The sequence below is a fragment of the Embleya sp. NPDC059237 genome (assembly GCF_042754105.1).
In the GTDB taxonomy this organism is placed as follows: Bacteria; Actinomycetota; Actinomycetes; order Streptomycetales; family Streptomycetaceae; genus Embleya.
This window is the reverse complement of the sequence record NZ_JBHZAE010000002.1, coordinates 53,159-73,449: the sequence shown is the minus strand read 5'-3', so window position 1 is coordinate 73,449 and position 20,291 is coordinate 53,159. Positions and strand designations below refer to the sequence as shown.

Genomic DNA, 20,291 nt, shown 5'->3' with positions numbered 1-20,291 from the left:
CACGGCGGGGGAACGGAGCATCCCCATGAGCGCCACCAACCCGCCTCGACCCGCCTCGAGCTTCCGCACGCTCGGCGACCAGAGCTGGAAGAACACCGCGTCGTGCCGCCGCCACGTCGACCCCGACCTGTGGTTCCCGGGCGGCGAAGGCGCCGAGTTCACCGAACGCATCAACCGCGCCAAGGCCATCTGCGACTGGTGCCCCGTCCGCTCGACCTGCCTGGAAGCCTCCCTCGAAGAGGGTGACCGCTGGGGCATCCGCGGCGGCCTCACCGAGGAGGAGCGCAAGCCGCTCCGCCACAACCTGGACCGCCGCCTGGACCGCGCCCGCGTCACCGCCGCGCTCGCCGGCCGCCGGATCCACCTGACCATGCCCGAACAACGCGCCGTCGCCGTGGAAGCCAGGGCGGCGGGGATGCCTGTCGCGCGGATCGCGGTGCTCCTGGACTGCGCGCCCAAGAGGGTGCTCCGGCTGATCCGGGAAGCCCGCCGCCGACCTCGCCGTCACACCCGCTCGCCGATCATCGTCGTCCGCAGCGAGGCCGCGTGACCATCGCTCCGGCCCCACCCCACCGCGTCACCGCCCTGGACCGCACGGCGATAGCGCTGCTCGGCGCCGCCGGTTTCGCCCTGTCCTACGACGCCCTGCGACAGATGGCCCAGGCCGTCCACGTGCGCGGACCTCTGACCCTGCTCTTTCCCCTGCTCATCGACGGCTTCATCGCCTACGGGATCCGCGCCCTGCTGGTCCTGCGCACGGCGCCCTTGGTTGCCAGGGCCTACGCCTGGACGCTGTTCGGCACCGCCACGGCAGCGAGCATCTGGGCCAACGCCCTGCACGCCGTGCGGCTCAACGCCCAAGGCGACGCCGGCGCGGGCGGCCTGCGGCTCGGGGACACGACGGTCGGCGTCCTGTCCACGCTCGCGCCATTGGCCCTGGCCGGAGCGGTGCACCTGTACATCCTCATCGCACGCACTACCGGCGCCGACGGCGAACAACCGACCACCTCCACGGTGTCCGAGCCCGCCGGACTACCGTCCGCCGGTTACCAGGTGTCGGCCACGACCGCGCTTCGTGACCCCAAGATCGAGCGGTGGGCCACTGTGAACCGCTCCACCGCAGAAGGACCCTCGTTGACCGAGAAGGCCCGGACACCGATGGAAGCTGGCCGGTCACCGCGCCCGGACACCGGGACAACCCTCCGGACGGCGCCGGCCGCCCCGCCCCCTCGACCGCCTGAGCAGGCTCCCGACCTGCACGGACAAGCCCCGGACACTGCACCGAAGCGCCCGTCCGGTCACCAACCCGCTTCGGGCGGTGACCAAGTCCGAGATGCGATCGACCGTGCCGACCGCACCCCTGTGATGACCGACGAGGACCTGCTGTCCGTGGCCAGGACAGCCGTCGCGGACAGCGGACAGGTGACCCGGAAGGTCGTGGCCGCAGCCATCCGAGGACAGGGGATCCCGCTGTCCAACGACCGGCTCACGCTCCTCATGCGCGAACTGCGCTGACCGCCGACTGCACTTCCCTCGAAGCCGCCGACCGCCACATCCCACTTTCGGCGGTGGGTACCCGGACCCGCGATGCGCAAGCTGGGTACCCACCGGCCCTGCCGAACTCACCTGCATCTGTTGGAGAGAGCCCGTGCACGACCTTCCGATCACCCGCGCAGAGATCGACGCGTGGTTGCTCGCCCTGCTCGCGTTCGACGTGATCCACGATGCCGCTCACGGCCCCGACGGCTGTTGGATCGTGCGCCGTACCGAGGCGGATTACCCCGATGTCCTGCACTCCCCGGAAGAGGCAGGCATCTTCGTTGCGGCCATGCAGCTTGCCGCCCGTCGCACCGCCCTCGAGGAAACCGCATGAGCCCGCGCGAAGGCATACCCGGGGACAGCATTTCCGCAGGTCAAAAGCTTCCCGACGTTGCCGGAGCAAGTTATCCCCAAAGCAATGCACCCGCCGGGAGCATTGCTTTGGGAGGCCCCGCCCCAAGGGTGGCGGGCCTCCTCCGGCACCAGGGGGCGCCGGAGGAGGGGACTGCGACCGAGGGCGGACCGCAGACCGGGAACGACCAACACCTGTGCCACGACACCGATTGCGCACACGCCGCCCAACTCAAGCCGCGCGTGCGCCATCGCCCGCACAAAGCGCCCCAGCACAAACGTCCCCACCAAAAGAGCACCCGCCTCGACGACGACGAACTCGCGCTGATTTCCGCAGCCGCAGCCGCCTGCGGCATGACGCCCGCCGGCTTCCTCGCCCACGCCGCCCTCGCCGCAGCCCGCGACTTGAACACCACGGCCGCCGCAGTGGCCGGTGAACGCGAGTTGGTCACCGAACTCTTCGCCGCCCGCCGCCACCTCGCCCAGGTCGGCAACAACCTGAACCAGATCGCCAAGCTCCTCAACTCCGGCGCCGAGGCTCCCCATGCCGCGACCGTCCTGACCGCCGTGATGAACGCGGTCACCCGCCTGGACGCGGCCACCGACCGCCTCCTCGACCACCGCGACGCCGCCGGGTGATCCCACGCATTCACAAACGCGGACCCCGCACGATCGGCTTGCTCGCCTACCTCTACGGCCCGGGAAAGGCCGAGGAACACGTCGACCCGCACATCGTCGCGTCCTTCGACGGCATGGCACCCGACCCCGGACGCGACCCCAGCGACTCCCTCAAACCCCTCGAACGCGTCCTCGACCACCCGTTGCTCGCCCTGCCCAAGGACGAACGACCCAACGCACACGTCTGGCACTGCTCCGTGCGCGCCGCAGCCACCGACCGCATCCTGACCGACCAGGAATGGGGCGACATCGCCCGCCGCATCGTCGCCGCCACCGGCATCGACCCCGAAGGCGACGACGCCGGATGCCGATGGGTCGCGGTACGCCACGCCGACGACCACATCCACATCATCGCCAACCTCGTCCGCGAAGACGGCCACCGACCGGACCTCGACTTCGACGCCCCACGCGCCCAAGCCGAAGCCCGCCGCATCGAAAAAGACCTGGGCCTGCGCGAACTCGCCGCAGGCGACGGCACCGCAGCCAGGCGCCCCACCAGCGCCGAACGCCACAAGGCCGCACGCCGCAGCCTCGAATCTACCCCACGCGAACTCCTCCGCGAAGCCGTCCGCCGCTCCCTCGCCGGCGCCGCCGACGAGAGTGAATTCTTCACCCGCCTGCGCGGCGAAGGTGTCCGGGTGAATCAACGCCGCGCACCCTCCGGCGACATCATCGGTTACACCGTTGCGTTGCCCGGCGATCACAACGCCCAGGGCCAACCGATCTGGTACGCCGGTTCCAAACTCGCGCCCGACCTGTCCTTGCCCGCCATCCGACGCCGTCTCGACCATGACCCTGAAGACATGTGGATCACCACCGGGACCACACAAGAGCGGCCCCACAGGAGCGGACGCGCGCAACCCACGCGCTTGCGGCCGGCGCAAGCGCGAGACCGGGCGACCGACGCCCTCGACCGTGCCGCTGCCGTCTTCGACGCGGAGGACGACGCAGGCACGGCCGCCGGCCTGATTGGGGTCGGTGAAGTCCTCGATGCGCTTTCCCAGACCGCTTCCGCCGACGTCCGCGCCGAACTACGAGCTGCCGCACGTGAATTCGAACGTGCCAGTCGATCTCACATTCGCGCGGGACGTGCCGACCAACGCGCGCTGCGCTCTGTCGCCCGCGAAATCGTCTACGCCGGGGGAGCTTTGGGCCGTGGCGAGGACGGCGCGGCCACGGCCGCCGTCCTGTGCACCCTCGTCCTGGTCGCTGTGGCCGCCGCACGCTGGCACACCGCCCACGGCCATGCCCAACAGGCCGCAGCCGCACAAGCCAGCGCTCGACACCTGCGCGCCGCCTACCGCAACGCTGCCGCACCACCGATGCGGGCGTTGCACGATGCGGGACGGTCCCTGCCGGCTCCTGAGCGCGACCGTCACCGAGACACGATCGCCACCGTCCTGCCGGACCAAGTCATCGGCCCGGCCGAGGACTCTCTATGGAACGCGCTGACTGCCACTCTGGACCAGGTCGAACGCGCCGGATACGACCCGCAGGCACTCCTCGCCGAAGCGGCAGCCATGCGCGAACTCAACAGCGCCGACAACACCGCCGACGTCCTTGTCTGGCGACTGCGCCACATCGCCCAACTCCCCGCACCCACTTCTCGACGCGTCACCAAGCGCGCCTCAACCTCGCCGAAACTTGCCCCGGCACCCGCAGCGACCCCCACCCAGTTCGACGCCCCACGGCACACAAACCGTCGGTGACCTGCAAAGGAGCCTCCCGGAAGTGATCCTGAACACCATGGACTTCGTCCGCTTCGAAGTCCATGGTGTTCCTTCCCTACGGAGAGGCCCGCCTTGCAGCGACCCGATCACGAGCCCGAGCCCGATCCGGAAGTGCCGCTCAACCTCAACCCCATGCCCGACCCCCGTACCTACGATCACGACGACCTCGTACGGTGCACCGAACACTCGGATGAACTGCGCGCCCGAGGAATCCCGATCCGCTGCCCTTCCTGCTCCGCACGCCGTGACTGGCTGGTTATCCTCCACCGCGGCAACGTGTGGATCCGATGTAGATGTGCCTACCAGTGGCACGAACGCGAGCTGACCACGGAGGCGTTCGACGAGCTGGGCGTCGGACCTCCTGATCGGTACTGGTCCTCTTTCGAAGAGGCGGTTATGTCCATGGGATTCGACGGAACCTTGCGCGGAACGTACTTCTAGTCGATAGAGGGAGGCGCCTTGCGCTTTGCCTCTTGCCGGGGCGGGGGTGCCCGCAGGGATCGCTCCCTGGGTTCGCCGAGGCCCGTGCATCGGATCACCGCCGAGATCGGGCCCTCGGTGATCTGCGGGAGAGAACATCCCTGTCCAGGGAGTTCGCCGGCGGCATCTGGAGCGAGATGGTCCGTAACCGCACCGGTGGCAGCGCCCTGCTCGCCTTGGGGGTCTGTCCACCCCGGCAGTCACAGCCCGGAGACGGTCTGCTTCAGGGGAGTGGGGGCGCGTAGCGTTCGTGCAGGTGGGTGAGGTAGTCGTCCGGGTTCGGGTAGGGCCGGTCCTGGGCGCCGTGGCGGTGGAGGGTCAGGCGGCCGTCGGGGTGGAGGGCCACGGTGGTCGTCGCGCGGAGGGCGGGGGCGTTCGCCGGGTCGTCGTCGCCGGTGGCGGGGTGGGGCGGGCGCAGGACGGGGACGGTGGCGGGGAACATGGCCAGTGCTTCGTCGTGGGTGGCGGCGGGTGGGTGGCCGGTGCGGTTGGCGCTGCTCACGTACAGCACGGGGTGTTCGTCCAGGAGCGGTGCGAGTGGTTGCCAGCGGGTGCCGAAGAGCAGTACCCGGTCGTTCTTGCAGGCGGGCGTGAGCCAGGCGGGTCGATCGGCCCCGGCGCGGAGGGGCAGCAGCAGGGTGAGGTGTTCCTCGGCCAGTAGTCGGGCGGCCAGGGCGAGGTGTGCGGGGGCGAGTTCGGCGCAGGCGGTGATGGCCTGGAGGGTCTCGGCGTGATGGGCCCAGAGGGCGACGGGCTGGCCCGGGGGTCGTGTCTTGGCCTCGTTGACGCTGTGGGGCGTGGTGGCGGTGACGACGTGGGTCAGGGGAGGGGGGTTCGGCAGCACCACGGCCGTGCCTGCGCGCAGGGCTCGTCGGACGTCGTCCATGCCGGTCGTTGCCCGCTGTGCGGCGAGGTCGGGGCTCACGGTGTGCCTCCGTCGTGGTGGTGGGTGAGGCCGGCGAGGTAGTCGGCGAAGGCGTCGTCCTCGATCACGGCTCGGCCGGTGCGGTAGGCGCGTTCCTTGACCCACGTCATCGCGGCGTGGGTCTGTTCGCGGTCGAGGGTGTGGTCGAGGCGGGTGGCCACGGCGGTGACGACCCGGGCACTGGCCAGGTGGGTGAGGACCACGCGCGGGGCGATGCCCAGCACTTCCCGGGGGTCGTACGGCTGGAATAGTTCAGGGTGGACGAAGGGCGTGCCGGGGAGATGGACCCCACCCCGGTTCCGACGATCGGTGTGGTCACGGTCAGCGGGACACCGGTCTCCTCGGCCACCATCCGTGCGATGACCGGGAGTCGGGTCAGATCGGGCGGGATCCACCAGGGCGTGGTGTCGGGTCCGAGCAGTTCGTCGGCGTGCCGGGCGAGCAGGAAGAGCAATGTTCGGTGGCGACGATGCCGGCCCGCTCGGCGATGCCCAGCCACGAGGAGGACACCACCCGCACCCCTGCGGCCAACGCCTCCAGGGTGTTGGCCAGACCCAGTCCGAGATCGTTGTGCAGGTGCGAGGCCAACACGACGTCACGGCCTGCTTCCGCACGCACCCGCCGGAACATCTCCCGGCAGTCGGAGAGCAGTTGGGCGCCCACCGTGTCCGCCAGGACGACCAGACCCGCCCCCGCGCCGGTCATCGCCTGCGCGTGGTGCGCCATCAGGGCGTGGTCGGCACGGGAGGCGTCCGCCAGGCACACGTCCACCGCGACCGCCTCGTCCAGATCGCGGGCCCGCTTCACGAGATCGACGCCGGCCTGAAGCGCCTCCGCCGCGGTGCGATGGACCATCACCTGCGCCATCGCCTCCGACGCGGGCACCACCACCATCACCCGGGCGTGACGGCTGCCCCTCACGGACGCCACCGCCTGCTCCAGGTCCCGCTGCGCCCCACGGCACACGGCCGCCACGCTCACCGCGCCTTCGGCTTCCACCGCAACCTGCCGCACGGCTTCGAACTCGTCCCCGCACACGGCGGGGAAACCGGCCGCGAGCACCACGTGCCGGGGCCCGTCCGAACCGAACACGCGGCCCGTCTCATGCGCTAAACGCACCCGGAAGTCCGCTGTCATCAGCGTCTTCGCCTGTGCGCCGTCCCGGGCCGACTCCTCCCAGAACACCACCCCCCCCGGCACCCGCCGACTCCCGCACCACATCCACCGACACCACTCCCTACGTCCGGGTACCGGAGATCATGTTGACAGACCTCAGGACAGTCGTAGGCCATCAGCGAGTGAACGATGCTTCACCGGACGTGCACTCACGGGAGCTTGTCTTGCTCGCACGGGGATCCCCGTTCCGTACAAATCGACGAGAGCCGCGCACGCTGTTCGCGTGTGCGGCTGGTCTCGCGCGTAGTCAGGGGGATGGGGACGTCAGGTGAGACCTCGGCGGGCTGCGGTCGCGTGTTCCACCACGCGCAGTTGCTCCGTCAGTTGGACGATGTCGGCGAGCAGGCTCGTGGTCCATTCGTGGGCGTGGGCGATGAACAGGAGATCGTTCTCCGCCCGTTCCAGCGTGTCGGACTCGTCGTGAAGGCACGCGACGGTGGTCGCGACGATGCGCTCACGGCGGTCGAAGAGGCGAACGATGGCGTGCCGGCCGCGAGTTTCGGTCCGGACCGACCACGGGCCCCGCTGCCGCCGATGACGCGGGCGCGGATCAGGGCGTACTCGTGGGGTGTCAGCAGTGCGGGGTCCCTTCGGGGATAGCGGGAGGCGGCCCGGTTTCCGGCGTGCTGCGAGAAGGACCTCAGAATTCGTCGGGTCGATCGTGTGCCGCCAAGAGGGCGGCGACGAAGCCGGCGATGACCTCGGCCGGCACGGCCGCGTCGAAGACCTGTTCCCAGCCGGGCCTGTCCGGGGTGCCCTCGACCGTGATGTGCCACAGGTCGCCGAGCCGGGTGTCCGGGGCTTCCGGGAGATAGCCGATGTAGACGCGGCCGTCGGGGGAGGCGGCGTGTACGTCGGCACGGTGGTCGAGAACGATCGACCAGCCGTTCGCGACCAGGAGGTCGAGCACGGGATAGGGAGTGCCCGCCCCCTTTATCCAGCGATCCCCCTCCATGTGGACGGAAGCCGAGTGGGCGGTCACTGCTGGGACTTGGCGAGCTGGCGGGGGAAGGAGAGTCAGGTGCACAGGCGGGCCCTTCGACATCGGGTCTGGTCGACTGCCGGTCGGATCAGACGGACTCGGTGGCCCGCTGCGCAGTGAGCAGGGTTGTGACGAACGCGTGGACCAGTTCGTTCGGTGTGCTGCTGTCGAACGTCTGGGTCCAGTCGTAGCCCCGATGGTCGTCGACCGTGACCTCCCACAGCGGACCGCGTCGTCCGCCGGGGTGTTCGGGGGTGAACCGGATGAACGCGCAATTGTCGGGCGAGGACGTGTAGACGTTGGCCGACGAGTCCGAAGCGATGCCCCAGCCAGCGCCACGCAGCATGTCGAGTACGGGGTGCGCGTCACCAGGGTCGGTGAGCCACATCCGCTCAGCTCTGGGGGACATCGAAAGGGGCGAAGCGTCCGTGTACAGACCGCTGGAGGTCGCCTCGGCAGGGTTGCTGGGGGAGTGGTGGGAGCCATTGTCGAACATCTGGAATCCTTCGCTGACCTGCGGAGTTGCCGGTGGATTCACCGACGTCCGTACGTTGGCATCGGTTGGCGGGTGGTATCCAGTCGTGTGCGTCTGCCGTGGGCGAACAGGTTGATTGACAGGATCCATTCGGAAATGGAACTGCCCCGGCCGGGAAAGAAACCCGGGCCGGGGCAGCGTGTTGCTGGGCATCGGATGCGGCGACGTCGTGTCAACGGCGTTATGGCCGCGCAGAGTTGCCGACGGCCCGAAGGGCGTGGGGCGTTACCGCGCCTTGTGGCGGCGTGGACGGTCGGGCCGGTGTTGTGGTGCGGCTCGCTGCGCCGCGGCCACGCGTGAGCGGTGCCGGGGTGAGGGGCAGGCGGGCATGAACTCGTTCACCGGGCGGGGTCGGGCGTATGGCTCAGCCTTCGTCCGCGAGGGTGTCTTACTTCAGGTCGCGATGATCGGTGTTCTATCGCCCGGGGATGAACACGGTGCTCCCAGGCCCGATGGGGGTTGTGGGGTCAGCGGCGTGCTCGCGATGTGATGCCGTGCGATGCCGGGCTGCTGGTCACGGGCGCGGTCTCGGTGGGGCGGACGTGATCTTGGGGTGTGGGGCTTCGGCGGGTTGCTGCGGCGCGCGTCTGCGCGGCCTCGGTGCTGGTGGTGTGGGCGGGGGTGGGCCGGACTGGCGCGTGGGCGGGTGCGGGGCCGAGGTCGGTGTAAGCGTCCAGGAGTGCCTGGAGGTGGGTGTCGGCGTCCTTGATGAGGGTGGCAAGGAGGTCGATCCTTTGCCCTGCCATCTGCACCACTCCGGATGGGTTCAGCAGGCGGTGGGAGCAGTCGGCGGCGTGCATGAGGTCGGTGGCCAGCCACTGGGCGTGGTGGCGGAACTCGTCATCGAGGCCGTCGAGATGGGTCGCGGCTCGTTGGACGAGCTTGACGATCACCAGGTGTGGGCTGTCAGGCGGAAGGTTGTTATCACCTCCCGTGGCGTTGTGCCAAGGGCCGTGACTGCGAGGTGGGTGCCGGGTCGAGGTATCGCGTGGATGCCACCACGGTCGGCGGAGGGGTCGGGTGCCATGGTCGGGACCTTCAGGGTGGTGATGGAGCGCGGCGGCGGTTCGGCGCGCCAGTGGCCGTGGTCCTGCGCATCGCGTCAATTCCGTTGGTGACCGGCGCGGTTGGTCATCGGGGCGGAGCGGACGAGGTGGTCGGTGGGTTGTTCGCGTGGTGCCAGGCGGCGAGAACAAGTTGATCCGGAGTGAGGCCCACCGGAACGTGTGTTCCGCGGGCCGGCGGCACGGCTGCGGTGTTCATTGCTGCGGTGGGCACCCAGTGGGAAGGGCGCACTCTGATCAGGTGGAGCGAAGAATTGGGGAGCCAGCGGGCCTCGCGCAGGACGGGTTGAGGGTCGGTGAGGGCGTCCACCACGGCGGTGACCACGTGGTGGGGCATCGACGCGGACAAGCGTCCGGCCCAGACGATGTCGTCGACCTCGCCGGCGCGAAGATGCCACGTCCAGTCGTCGGCGCGCGGTCCGGATGAGGGGTACGAGCGGGTGATGGCCAGAAGGCCGTCCGGAGCCATCGTGCCCACCGCAGTGTGGCCGTACAGGCGGATGGGCCAACCTGCGCCGTCCACGACCGCAGTGAGGGCGATGTCGGTCGGTGTTCGGGTGGGTTCGTCTCCTGCGAGGTCGCGGGCGATGGTCGTGGCAGCTGCGCGAACGACTTCCACCGGGGTCTCATGCTCGAACTCTGCTCGCCATGCTTCGTCGGGACCGAAACCGGGGTCGACGTGGATAGTCCAGTCCCACTGCTCGTCCGGGTCGTCTTCCCGCTTGGCGAGCGTGACCCTGGCGCGGTCACACGGGCTGTGGGCGCTCTCGGTGTGACCGGGGTCTTTGGTCCACGTCCACCCGAAATCCGTTTCGAGGACGCGGAAGGCATGGTCACTGTCGCCCATCCCGGCCAGGTACGGGGGCGAGATCCACGCTTCGCAAAGGACGTCCTCCTCCAGGACTACGGAGATCTCCGAGTACGTGTGCAACTGCGCTCCCTGGCGATGTGGTTCGATCCGTGCGACGTGGCACGGCCATACGGCGACGGCAATCGGGACCGGCCACGTGCTATCGCTTCGCTGTCGAGCGAGGCGGTGCCGCGACGATCGCTCCGGTCGGAAGCGTGGGCACGGTGGGTGTCGCCTTGGCGCCGGTGGTGCTGCGGCTTGCCGCCGCGGTTGCGCACGCCGATTCGGGCCCTGCATCTGCGGTGATGGCGAGTGCCGCAGTGAGGTAGCGCAGGTGCTCCTTCGGGAGTTCGCGCCGGGTGCGCGGGACGGGAGCGGGATCGGCGAGGGCTGTGCTGAACGCGGCGATCAAGTGCGCGGGGGTGTCGCTGGTGAACGTGGCGTGATCGCGATACCGGCCGTCCCCGATCACCAGGTCCCAGGCGTGAGGACCGCTCGACATCTCCCCGGCGTAGGAGCTGGGGGAGCGGTTACAGATCAGCTGGGCCGCGCCCTCGGGCGAGACGAAGGTGGCTCGAGTGCCGATGAATCGTTCCCGCCAACCCGCCTCGGAGAGCGGATACCAGCCCGGCGTGGCGCCCAACGGGGCGACCAGGAACTCGTCACCTTCGGCTGTGACGCTCGCGGCCAAGGCGGTGGTGAATCCCGCGACGGCCTCGATCGGGACCTGTGCGTCGGCGACCATCTTCCACTTGGGCAGGTGCATCGGCAGAGTGGCGGCGGTGACGTGCCACAGTCCGATGTCGTCGCCTTCGGGCGTGAAGGCCACTCGCACCCTCATGCAGGGCGAGTCGACGTACACGTTTCCGAGCTCGTCGTACCGGTGGGACCAACCTGCGTTCAGCAAGGGCCGGATAGCACCGTCCCCGTCGGCGCGTGACCCGGCCAGGTGGCGTGGCGAGACGAACAGCTCTTCGAGGTCGTCGTGGGCGGTGAGGGCGTCGAGTTCCTCGGGCGTCACCGGCGTATCCCACCGTGCCGTGGCCCGGCGGCGGTCGGGGTGGCCGCGCCGGGCCCCAGAGCGTCGCCAGGGTGGGAGAAGGTCACTGCGAACGTGGCGGCGTGAACTGTGCTGCGGCCGGTTGCCGCTGTCCGGGCCGCAGCACGCGAGGGCGCGCTGAGGACTGTGGCTGCGGTGGGATTGGCCGCTGTCCGGGTGGCTGGAACGTCGGCGGAAGCGACGTGGTGATGGGCCCAGACGGTCAGTTCGCCGATGGTCGGTTCCAGGGCGCGTGCGCGGTCGGTGAGCGCGTAGTGGCCGCGCCATCCGTTGGTGCGGGCGATGACGCCGTTGTGCTGGAGTTGGTGGAGTCGCTGGGCCAGGAGGGGGTCTTGGATCCCGGTGATTGCCTCCTTGAGTTCACTGAATCGGACCAGCTCACGATCACGCAGGATCTGGAGGATCGGGAGTGTGTGTCGATTCCTCAGTACGGCGAGGGCTTCTTCGGTGGCTTCTGCGGCGGGCACGGGGTTGTTGTGTGGCAAGTGCTTTTGCGACCAGGCGGCGAGGGACGCGTGTGCGGGTTCGAGGGCCCGGCCGGCTGCGGTGAGGGCGTAGCCGGGCTTACCTCGGCGGGTGACGGCTTCGACGAGGCCGTCTTGGGCGAGGATTCCCAGCCGCCGCGAGACGCCTCCGTCGGCGATCCAGGGCAGCGCGCGGGCGATTTCGCCCGCGCGCAGGTGTGTGTCGGCTGCGTGCGCGAGGGTCTGCAGGACCCAGGTCGACCAACGGGGATGGAGGATTGCCACGGCACGTTCGGTGCGTTCGTCGGCGCGCGGCGGAGCGATCGTAGGCATGACGGTCCTTGGGGGCGGGTGCGGTGGCGGCAGTGGACGTTCGGTGTCAGCGAACCCGGCGGCGGCCGGCCTCCGGGGGTTGCGCGGTGGGCGTTGGCACGGGGGGCCGACTCGTTCGATTCGCGGTGTCACCGGCCGGGTTGGACACGACCGACAGCGTGCGGTGCTCGGGACCGACCTCGCGAGCCCTGCGTTGTTCGCGCTCCGGAGGAAGGAGCGGAGGTGTGCAGGCGCGATAGGCGCCGATGAGCAGGCCCAAGTGGTAGCGGGCCTGTTCGCGTTCTCCCGCCAGGAATTCGATCCGTGCGGTCGCCACGCCCGATGTGGTTCCCGGTGGTGTTTCGGCAGTGGTGCCCACCGCCGCCAGGATCTTCGCGGCGGCGTGTGCGACTTGTCGGAAGACGAGGTCGCGGGTGTTGAGGTTGAGTGCGCGCTGGACGATCAGCGAGGCCAGCTCTTCCTGAGCGGGATTCTTGTGGCGTCGATGCCGCAGGGTGCGCAAAGCGTCCGCGCCCAGGAGTTCGTCCAGGACGCGGGTTCCCATGAGCGGGACGGGCGGGGGGAGTTCGTTGTCCATGGGGCCTCGTGCGGGTGGCTCAGCGGCGCGATGCCGTGCGCGATGAAGGTGCGGCGGCGGGGATGCGCGTGGCGGGCGTGGTGGGTGAGGGGCCGGCGTGGGCGGAGCGGGCGCGGGCCGCTTGAGGGGTGCGGTCGCCGCCGGGCCGGCAGGTACGCAGGCGGGCCGCTGCGGTTTCGTAGACGCTCAGGTCGGCGCGGGGGCCGGCCGCGACGATGACGATGTCCCGGTGGTCGCGGGGGCCGGAGGGCTGTGGCATTTCGATGTACACCACGCGCCAGTCGGCGGCGGGGCCGACGTAGAGCTTGCGGCAGCCGTCGAGTTCGCGGGTTTGCTGGTTGTCGAGCCGGGGGCCGCGGATGTGGGTGCGCATGACGTCGTGGATCAGGGACAGGGCGTCGGCCCGGATGTGGCGGGGCATGCGGTCCAGGTCCTCGATGGCTTCGGGTAGGGCGTTGAAGCCCCACCGCACGACGCTCATCGACCGGGTCCGGTCGTCGGGGAAGTGCCTGGTCGTTGCGCGAGATGGGCCACGGTCGGTCCGGTGGGCCCCGGGCACGACGGCGTCGCGGTGCGGCTGTGGGCCGCCGCTTGTGTGCGGCCCGACGAGTCGGCGGCGGATGGCTGTGACCGGGAGCCTTCGCGGGTGGTGATCCATTGCTCTGCCGTATCCCGGTCGGGGAAGCATTCCTCGCGCACTGCGTAGGCCCAGGGTTCGCGAAGTATCCGTTCGATTTGCACCACGAAGGGCAGTTCGGCATGAACGGGGGCGTCATCGTGCATGAGAACCCAGGTCTCGACGTCCTGGTCGGTGTCGTATGCGCCGGAGTGCGCCAGGAGGCGGAGCCGGTTGCCGGCGTCGCGGGTGCGGCGCTCGATCTCGCGTGTGACGGTGTCGGCGGGTGCGAGTTGGTCGGCATCACGAACCAGCCGATCGGGGTCGGCACCGCGCTCCAGAAGCCAGCCCTCGGCCAGGGCGAGGGTGGCGGCGCGTGCGTGTTCGACGTGGACCGTGGCCGTCCAAGGGTCCCGCGCGATGTGCACCACGCGAAGCCACGGGTAGCCGTCGGGGCTCCAGGGCGTGGCCAGATCGCCGAGCGCCAGGAACTGCTCGTTGCCGTCCGGCGCGATCTGTGCGGCGACCGGATGCAGGTCGGGTGCGTGGAGCCACAGGTCCTCGATGGCCTTTGCCACCCTGTCGTCGGCTGGGGTCCAGTCCTCCAGGTCGAAGTCGTACACGGAACTCCTCGGACGAGGTTCAGGCCGCCGACGGCAGGTCGACGAGGGCGGGTGCGAGGGTGGCTACAGGTGCGGCGGCGGGGCCGGCCAGGAGCCGGTGATTGGGGCGGGCCGCGTTGGTGGTGCATGCGCCGAACGGTCCTGCCGGGTCGCGCAGTTGGGCGAGGGTGGGGTCGAGATAGTCGCGGTGCCAGGTCGCCGGGCCGGTGAGACCGGCGTCGGCGTCGGTGAGCTGCTGGAATGCCAGCCACAAGCCGTGCAGGCGTACCACTGCCTCGGGGTGCTCCTGCCACTGCGAGCACCAGGGCCGGTTGGTGCTGGTCTCGCGTCCGTATACGGGGAGCAGTAGGTCCTCGACCCACATGCGCAATGCGGCCAACTCGGCGGCGTACTGCGGCGGATCGAATGCCAGGATGCAGATCGACGTGTTCGTCGACGCTGACTCGTTCCTCGCGCCGTCCGCGCTCGGCGGTTCATGCGCGGCGTCGTCGAAGTCCTCGTTCGCGACCGTGAGATGGTCCAGTACCTGGCGCTGCGCGAGGAGTTCGCGGGTCAGCCGGTCGATGATGGCCCACAGTTCCTCCGTCGCGACGTCCTCGGACGCAACCGAGGTGGTGTCACGTTCGGGTCCGTCGGCGTCGGGATCGGAAGGACGCGGGTCCGGAGGCAGGGGCTCGCAGTCGGTTCCGGTCATGGGGAGATGCCCTTTCTCGGGAGGCGGGGGCGGCCGGCCGAGCGGCCGGGTCGATCCTCGGCCGGGCGTCGACCCGGCCGCTCGGAGTCATGCCGCGAGTTCGTACTGGGCGGTCCCGGCCAGTCGTGCCTCGGCGATGTCCGCGTACTGCGGCGAGTACTCGACGCCGATGAAGCGCCGCCCCTCCATCAGGGCCGCGACTCCGGTCGTGCCCGAACCCGCGAACGGGTCAAGGACCGTCCCGCCCGGCGGGCAGAGCGTGACCAACTCGCGCATCACGCTCAAGGGTTTCTGCGTGATGTGCTTACGGTCCTTGCGCGGCTGTGACGCGGTGTACAGACCGGGCAGGTAGACCGGATTTCGGGCGGCGTCGACCCTTCCCTTGCTGCCCCACACGATGAACTCGCAGGACTGCTTGATGCGGCCCTTCTGCGGCCGGGACGCCGGCTTGTGCCAGGCGGCGACGCCGCGCCACGTCCACCCGGCCATCTGCATCGCGTCCGTGAGCGACGGCAGCTGCCGCCAGTCGATGAACACGATCGCGGTACCCGTGGGAACCGTGGCCCGGTACGACTCGCGCAGGATCTCGGTCATCCACCTGGTGAAACCGCGCTGGTCCTTGTTCTCGTCGCCGAAATCCGGGAGCCCGCCCTTTTCGGACGTGTATTTCGAGCGCGCACTGCGTGTGGTCCTGTCCGAACTGGTGCGCCCGCCGCTGTTGTATGGCGGGTCGGTGACGAGCGCGTCCACGCTATCGTCCGGAAGCGTCGAGAGGACGCTCAAGGCATCCCCTCGATGCAAGGTGTAGGGCATAGGCGTGCGGCCTTTCGCAGAATACTGAGGAGATCATCCCGGGATCTTGATGAGCGATTCACGCCGGCGATGGGAAACGGAGACTAGACCCGATGTGTGACGCCGCAAAATCGCACTCTCGAATTCATCGGGGACGCCGCGGACTCTGCCGCAGCGTCGTCCACCGGCGGCCGAGAGCAGCCCCGCCCGCAATGAATCTGCAGGTGGGTAGCCTCGGGGGCACCTGGTAATGCCGCACGATGCCACGCAGTCCGCACTCGTCGAATCACGTGGAACCGTGAGTCGTCGCGATTTTGCGGCGTCACGGCTCGGGTCTAGTCTCCGGTCGTGCTCCAAGGGAAGACCCGACACCGAAACTCCTGGACCGTGAGGCGAAATCCGTGGAGCGGCATGGCGTCGATTGTGCGGATTGGATTGACGTCGCATGCGATGCCCCGTGTCCAGGTGGGGCGAATCGGATTCTCGGTGTACCAACACCGGATGTCCGGACGGAGTCGGGTACGCGTTGCGATCGGAAACCGAGCAGCGGTGTGCATTCGCCGATGAATCGAGGGGTTATGGAATCACAAGGGATACGGCCGCCGGGAGCCCCTGCGGTGCAGCGACTCTCATGGCCCGGGCGGATGCGCGAGGGTCGTCCGTGAAGAAGGCGGGCCTCGTTGTCGGAGCGATCGCCCTATCGCCGCTGGTGATGATCACCCCGATCGTGATCGCGCTGTCGGGCACCGCGTCCGCCAAGTGCGCCACCACCACAGAGGGTGCGGTCGACTCGGCCGCGATCGCCGAGGAGGTCAAACGCATCCTGGCCGGGCTCAGCGGCAACGTGTACATCCCGCAGTTGCTCAACCCTCGCGAACAGATCCCCAACGCCCAGACGATCGTTGCGACCGGACAGGCCCTGAAGGTCTCGGCCCGTGGGCAGACCATCGCCTTGGCCGTGGCGATGCAGGAGTCGACGCTGATCAACCTGCCTTACGGGGACCGGGATTCGGTCGGTCTGTTCCAGCAACGCCCTTCTCAGGGCTGGGGCTCGGTCGAGCAGATCATGGATCCGGTCTATTCGAGTACGAAGTTCTACACGGCCCTCAAGAAGGTCCGGGGCTGGGAGCAGCTGACGCTGGGTCAGGCCGCCCAGACCGTCCAGCAGTCCGGGTTCCCCGACGCGTACGACAAGTGGGAACCCCTGGCCACAGCACTCCAGAGGGCCATTGAAGGAGTCCTGCCCCAGAACGCAACCCCGCCGACGAACCCCACCGCACCGCCCGTCGTCGGCCCGACCTTCGTCGACCAGCCGACGCCCGGCGCTCCCGCACCGCCCGCGACCACTCCGCCCACCTCGACCACGCCCTCTTCGCCGGTTGCACCGCCCCCGCCCCCTGCCCGAGCCGGTTTGGCCGGCTGCAGGACGACGGCCGGGTCCGGTGCCGGCGGTGACGGATCGGGGTTCGGCACCATTCCCGCCGGGGCGCTGCCGGACGGCTACGCGATCCCCACGGACGCGCCGCCCGCCGTGCAGACGGCGATCCGGTGGGCGCTGGGCCAGCTCGGTACGCCCTACCAGTGGGGCGGCACCTGTATGGATCCACACGGACCGGATCCGATGGGTCGCTGTGACTGCAGCTCGCTCATGCAGCGGGCGTATGCGGCGGCCGGGATCCAGCTCACCCGCACCACGTACACCCAGGTCAACGAAGGTACGGCCGTCGCCGTCACCGACCTTCGCCCTGGCGACCTCGTGTTCACGCGCGGTACTGCGGCGGTCCCCGAGCACGTGGGGATGGTCATCGGCGGCGGGTTGATCGTCAACGCGCCCAAGACGGGTGACGTGACCCGGGTCGCGACCATCGCCGCTTGGAAGCCGCAGATCCTCGCGGCCCGCCGCATCGTCACCGGCTGATCCGGCCACAGCCCTTCCGCGCAGCCGCACGTGCCGCGCGACCTCTCGCCGCAGGCGCTCTGCCGCGGCGCTCCTCCCTCTGATTGCGCATCCGCGCCAGGAGTTCTCATGAAGCTGCTCGAAAAGGCCCAGAACCTCGCCTTCGACCCCGGTGTCCAGCCGAAGGAGGGCGGGTTGCCGGGCCTGTCCGTCCTGAAGGACGTCGTCTCCTCGGTCAACCTCTTCGGGATCATCGCGATCGTCGGCGCCCTGTGCGTGTCGGGCGCCGTGTGGGCCTGGGGCAACCACTCCGGCTCCCACCAGGCCGAGGCCAACGGCAAGAAGGGCGTCCTCATCTGCAGCGGCGCCGCGTTGCTGCTCGGCGGGGCCAACGGCATCGTCGCGTTCTTCTCGGCCATGGGCACCAAGATCCAGTGAAGGGCCGTACGAAGGACCCGGTCGCGTTCGGCGCGAACCTGGACATGCGCACCCGCATCCTGCTGGGCAGCACCGTGCTGCTCGTCCTGATGGCGGCCACCGCGTTGCTGGCCTGGGCGACCACCGACGACGCGCCGTCCCGTCGCGGATCCGGGTCGTCGAAGCACCCCGCGGCGGTGCCTGGGAATGCCGGAGGCGCGGATGCTCCGGCGTCCCCGATTGCGAGTCCCTCGCGGACCTCGGACCCGGTGGTATTCGCCAAGGCGTTCGCGAAGCAGCTCTGGTCGTACGACACGCGCGTCGACACGCAGTCGGGGCATCTCGTCGCTCTGCAAGGCTGGTTGACCCGCGAGAGGGACTACGCCGACGGGGAGTCCGTCGCCCGCGCGGTTCCGGATCCGGTTCTGTGGTCGCGGATGCGCGACGGCGGCCAGTACGCCACGGCCGACGTCGCGGAAGGCCACATCCCGGCCTCGTTCACCGCCGCGCTCAATGCCGAGCCCGACCGGATCACCGACGCCTACGCCTACGCGGTGACCGTCACCGGCAAGCAGACCATCCGCTGGAACGGCTCGGGCGGCGGCGCGGAACCGCGCACGGTGACACTCGCCGTCCAGTGCCGTCCGGACAAGGACTGCGCACTCGTCGGCATCACGCCGAACATCGCACCTTGACCCATCCACGTAGAAAGGAGGAAACCCCATGGGGGTCTGCAATGTGCCCCTGGTCGACAAGGTCTGCGACGCCGTCGGGGGCGTCGTTTCCAGCACCGGCGCGGCCATCACGGACGGCATCGGCGCGTGGATGGCCAAGAGCATGGGCGAACTCGCCGCCAGCGCAGCCGACTTGGCCGCACGCGCCGTCGACAACACCACCGGCGTCGATCTGAACGCCGGGTGGTTCCGCGACAACTACGCGCTGTTGTTGCCCATCGGCCTGGTCATGATCGTCGGGACGTTCTGCGCACAGCTCATCCGGGCCGCGATCCGCCGGGATGAGCGCGCACTCGCGCAGGCGGTCACCGGCACCGTCATCGGCGTGATGTTCCAATTCGGCGCGATCGCCTTCACCTCCGTCGCCCTGACCGTCGTGGACGCCTTGTCCGCCGGATTGTTCCAGGCCGCGGGTACCTCGATCGAGGCGTCGATCCGCCGGATCGTCCAGGTGTCCAGCTTCGGCTCGATGTATCCGCTGGGCTGGGCCGTCGCCGCGCTGGTCGCCCTGGGGTGCGCCGTGGCGTGCTTCCTCTACTGGGGCGTGATGGTCTTCCGCAAGGTGTCCATCCTGATCATGGTCTCGCTGGCCGTCTTCGCGGGCGCCGGCGGCGGCTGGGAAGCCGCACGCCGCTGGCGGCGCGGCTGGATCGAGGCCACCGCGACACTCGTCGTGAGCAAGCTTCTGATGACCATCGTCTTCGTCCTTGGCGTCGCGGCCATAGGCAAGTCGGACACCTCTGACGGCCTCGCGGCCTTGAGCGACGCGATGGCGGGGATCGTCGTGATGGCGATCGTCCTCTGCTGCCCGATGGTGACGTACAAGTTCATCCACTGGGCCGGGGAGGGCGGCAACGGCCATGACCTGCACCGCAGTGGCTCTACGGGGCTGTCCACCGCTGCGGCGGCTGCGCAGAAGGCGGGCGGCATGGCGATGGGCGCCGCCGCCAAGCATGGATCCCCGCAAGGTCCGTTGAAGTTCCCCGGCATGGGCAAGGACGGCGTCATCGGGGGGATCAACCCCTCTGGCGGAGGCAATGGTGGTGGGGGAGGTCCTACGCGGTTCAAGTTCGGCGAGGACCCGAGCGCTCCGGGCGACAAGGGCAAGCCACTCATCAAGAGGCCACAGTCCGACGGAGACCAGGGCCAGCCCCTGATCCGCCGGGCGGGAGAAGCGGGCCCCTCGATCAAGGCGCCCGAGTCCGACTCCGCAGCGGTCCCCGACTCGGCACCGGCCCCCACCGGTGGTGTGTCCGCCTCGGCGAGCGCCCCGGCCACCCCCGATTCCGGGTCGGCTGCGGCACCGGAATCCACACCCGCGCCAACCGGCGGTGCGTCCGGCCCGACGACAGAGGTTGTAGGCGTCGCGGCGACACCCGAGTCGGGATCGACGCCACCTCCGAGCGGAGGTTCGGCACCGGCCGTCGCCTCGGTTCGCCCGGGATCACCCTTGAGGTCCGCACCTCAAGGCGGATCTTCCTCGGCGGCTCCGGCTCCGGCTCCGGCTCCGGCTTCCGCGCCGCGCGCTACAGGGGCAACTCCTTCGCCCGCAGCGCGAGGTGGACGGGCCGCGACGCCCGTGCCGATCGATCCGGGTGTCGCGCCCGGGGCCGGAAGCACGGGTCCGTCCCCACAGGGTTCGGCGACGCCGAACCGCTGGGTGTACCCGGACGAGCCGCCCACCGGCGACTGACGGACGCCATCCGACAGCCGTGCCCGCCGCTATCCCCATGGGCGGCGGGCACGGCACCCGCCCCGCCGACCATCCGTCGAA

General features: G+C 69.7%; 23 protein-coding genes. 9 read left to right on the top strand and 14 right to left on the bottom strand.

The annotated features are described in order from the left end of the window. Positions 1–25: 25 nt before the first annotated feature. The 5 genes from ACFXKZ_RS07420 (at position 26) to ACFXKZ_RS07400 (ending at position 4,277) form a co-directional block, all read left to right on the top strand. Positions 26–550 (top strand): WhiB family transcriptional regulator, encoded by a 525-nt coding sequence (locus ACFXKZ_RS07420; protein ID WP_379997468.1) that lies wholly within the window; start codon positions 26–28, stop codon positions 548–550. After that, on the top strand, positions 547–1,515 hold the full coding sequence (locus ACFXKZ_RS07415; protein WP_379997466.1) for a DUF2637 domain-containing protein: 969 nt from the start codon (positions 547–549) through the stop codon (positions 1,513–1,515). The genes ACFXKZ_RS07420 and ACFXKZ_RS07415 overlap by 4 nt, the downstream gene beginning before the upstream one ends. A gap of 133 nt (positions 1,516–1,648) precedes the next feature. Further along, entirely contained in the window at positions 1,649–1,873 is a 225-nt protein-coding gene (locus tag ACFXKZ_RS07410; protein WP_379997464.1) for a hypothetical protein, read from the top strand. Between the two features lie 128 nt (positions 1,874–2,001). Next, positions 2,002–2,529, top strand: coding sequence for a plasmid mobilization protein (locus tag ACFXKZ_RS07405; protein WP_379997462.1), 528 nt, complete (start codon positions 2,002–2,004; stop codon positions 2,527–2,529). Further along, on the top strand, positions 2,526–4,277 hold the full coding sequence (locus tag ACFXKZ_RS07400) for a relaxase/mobilization nuclease domain-containing protein (RefSeq protein ID WP_379997460.1): 1,752 nt from the start codon (positions 2,526–2,528) through the stop codon (positions 4,275–4,277). The genes ACFXKZ_RS07405 and ACFXKZ_RS07400 overlap by 4 nt, the downstream gene beginning before the upstream one ends. Positions 4,278–5,001: 724 nt before the next feature. On the opposite strand, the gene ACFXKZ_RS07395 is transcribed toward ACFXKZ_RS07400, so the two are convergent. From ACFXKZ_RS07395 to ACFXKZ_RS07330, 14 genes are all read right to left on the bottom strand, one after another. Further along, positions 5,002–5,703 (bottom strand): Sua5/YciO/YrdC/YwlC family protein, encoded by a 702-nt coding sequence (locus ACFXKZ_RS07395; protein ID WP_379997458.1) that lies wholly within the window; start codon positions 5,701–5,703, stop codon positions 5,002–5,004. Further along, positions 5,700–5,927, bottom strand: a complete 228-nt coding sequence (locus ACFXKZ_RS07390) for a hypothetical protein (RefSeq protein WP_379997456.1) — start codon at positions 5,925–5,927, stop codon at positions 5,700–5,702. Before ACFXKZ_RS07390 ends, ACFXKZ_RS07395 begins: the two co-directional genes overlap by 4 nt. Positions 5,928–6,078: 151 nt before the next feature. Beyond that, positions 6,079–6,903, bottom strand: coding sequence for a hypothetical protein (locus ACFXKZ_RS07385; RefSeq protein WP_379997454.1), 825 nt, complete (start codon positions 6,901–6,903; stop codon positions 6,079–6,081). A 616-nt stretch (positions 6,904–7,519) separates the two neighbouring features. Then, positions 7,520–7,861: a DUF317 domain-containing protein gene (locus ACFXKZ_RS07380; RefSeq protein WP_379997452.1), complete on the bottom strand. Its 342-nt coding sequence runs from the start codon at positions 7,859–7,861 to the stop codon at positions 7,520–7,522. A gap of 88 nt (positions 7,862–7,949) precedes the next feature. Beyond that, on the bottom strand, positions 7,950–8,357 hold the full coding sequence (locus ACFXKZ_RS07375; RefSeq protein WP_379997450.1) for a DUF317 domain-containing protein: 408 nt from the start codon (positions 8,355–8,357) through the stop codon (positions 7,950–7,952). Between the two features lie 506 nt (positions 8,358–8,863). After that, positions 8,864–9,289, bottom strand: a complete 426-nt coding sequence (locus ACFXKZ_RS07370) for a hypothetical protein (RefSeq protein ID WP_379997448.1) — start codon at positions 9,287–9,289, stop codon at positions 8,864–8,866. A 238-nt stretch (positions 9,290–9,527) separates the two neighbouring features. Continuing rightward, positions 9,528–10,391 (bottom strand): DUF317 domain-containing protein, encoded by an 864-nt coding sequence (locus ACFXKZ_RS07365; protein WP_379997446.1) that lies wholly within the window; start codon positions 10,389–10,391, stop codon positions 9,528–9,530. A 79-nt stretch (positions 10,392–10,470) separates the two neighbouring features. Continuing rightward, the gene (locus tag ACFXKZ_RS07360; protein WP_379997444.1) at positions 10,471–11,331 is read right to left on the bottom strand and encodes a DUF317 domain-containing protein; all 861 of its coding nucleotides are present in this window, start codon (positions 11,329–11,331) and stop codon (positions 10,471–10,473) included. Further along, entirely contained in the window at positions 11,328–12,167 is an 840-nt protein-coding gene (locus tag ACFXKZ_RS07355; RefSeq protein ID WP_379997442.1) for a winged helix-turn-helix transcriptional regulator, read from the bottom strand. Before ACFXKZ_RS07355 ends, ACFXKZ_RS07360 begins: the two co-directional genes overlap by 4 nt. 46 nt (positions 12,168–12,213) lie before the next feature. Then, positions 12,214–12,744, bottom strand: a complete 531-nt coding sequence (locus ACFXKZ_RS07350) for a hypothetical protein (RefSeq protein WP_379997440.1) — start codon at positions 12,742–12,744, stop codon at positions 12,214–12,216. Between the two features lie 19 nt (positions 12,745–12,763). Continuing rightward, entirely contained in the window at positions 12,764–13,225 is a 462-nt protein-coding gene (locus tag ACFXKZ_RS07345; RefSeq protein WP_379997438.1) for a type II toxin-antitoxin system RelE/ParE family toxin, read from the bottom strand. Further along, positions 13,222–13,983 carry a hypothetical protein gene (locus ACFXKZ_RS07340; protein WP_379997436.1) on the bottom strand — a complete coding sequence of 254 codons (762 nt, stop codon included), beginning with the start codon at positions 13,981–13,983 and terminating at the stop codon, positions 13,222–13,224. The genes ACFXKZ_RS07345 and ACFXKZ_RS07340 overlap by 4 nt, the downstream gene beginning before the upstream one ends. 19 nt (positions 13,984–14,002) lie before the next feature. Beyond that, positions 14,003–14,677, bottom strand: a complete 675-nt coding sequence (locus ACFXKZ_RS07335) for a DUF4913 domain-containing protein (RefSeq protein WP_379997434.1) — start codon at positions 14,675–14,677, stop codon at positions 14,003–14,005. Positions 14,678–14,764: 87 nt separating this feature from the next. Further along, the gene (locus ACFXKZ_RS07330; protein WP_379997432.1) at positions 14,765–15,490 is read right to left on the bottom strand and encodes a DNA-methyltransferase; all 726 of its coding nucleotides are present in this window, start codon (positions 15,488–15,490) and stop codon (positions 14,765–14,767) included. Positions 15,491–16,181: 691 nt separating this feature from the next. Here ACFXKZ_RS07330 and ACFXKZ_RS07325 point away from each other — a divergent pair. From ACFXKZ_RS07325 to ACFXKZ_RS07310, 4 genes are all read left to right on the top strand, one after another. Further along, positions 16,182–17,387 carry a C40 family peptidase gene (locus ACFXKZ_RS07325; RefSeq protein WP_379998659.1) on the top strand — a complete coding sequence of 402 codons (1,206 nt, stop codon included), beginning with the start codon at positions 16,182–16,184 and terminating at the stop codon, positions 17,385–17,387. Positions 17,388–17,495: 108 nt separating this feature from the next. Beyond that, the gene (locus ACFXKZ_RS07320; RefSeq protein ID WP_379997430.1) at positions 17,496–17,804 is read left to right on the top strand and encodes a DUF6112 family protein; all 309 of its coding nucleotides are present in this window, start codon (positions 17,496–17,498) and stop codon (positions 17,802–17,804) included. After that, positions 17,801–18,478: a hypothetical protein gene (locus ACFXKZ_RS07315; RefSeq protein ID WP_379997428.1), complete on the top strand. Its 678-nt coding sequence runs from the start codon at positions 17,801–17,803 to the stop codon at positions 18,476–18,478. Before ACFXKZ_RS07320 ends, ACFXKZ_RS07315 begins: the two co-directional genes overlap by 4 nt. A 28-nt stretch (positions 18,479–18,506) precedes the next feature. Continuing rightward, positions 18,507–20,210 carry an ATP-binding protein gene (locus ACFXKZ_RS07310; RefSeq protein WP_379997426.1) on the top strand — a complete coding sequence of 568 codons (1,704 nt, stop codon included), beginning with the start codon at positions 18,507–18,509 and terminating at the stop codon, positions 20,208–20,210. Positions 20,211–20,291 lie beyond the last annotated feature (81 nt).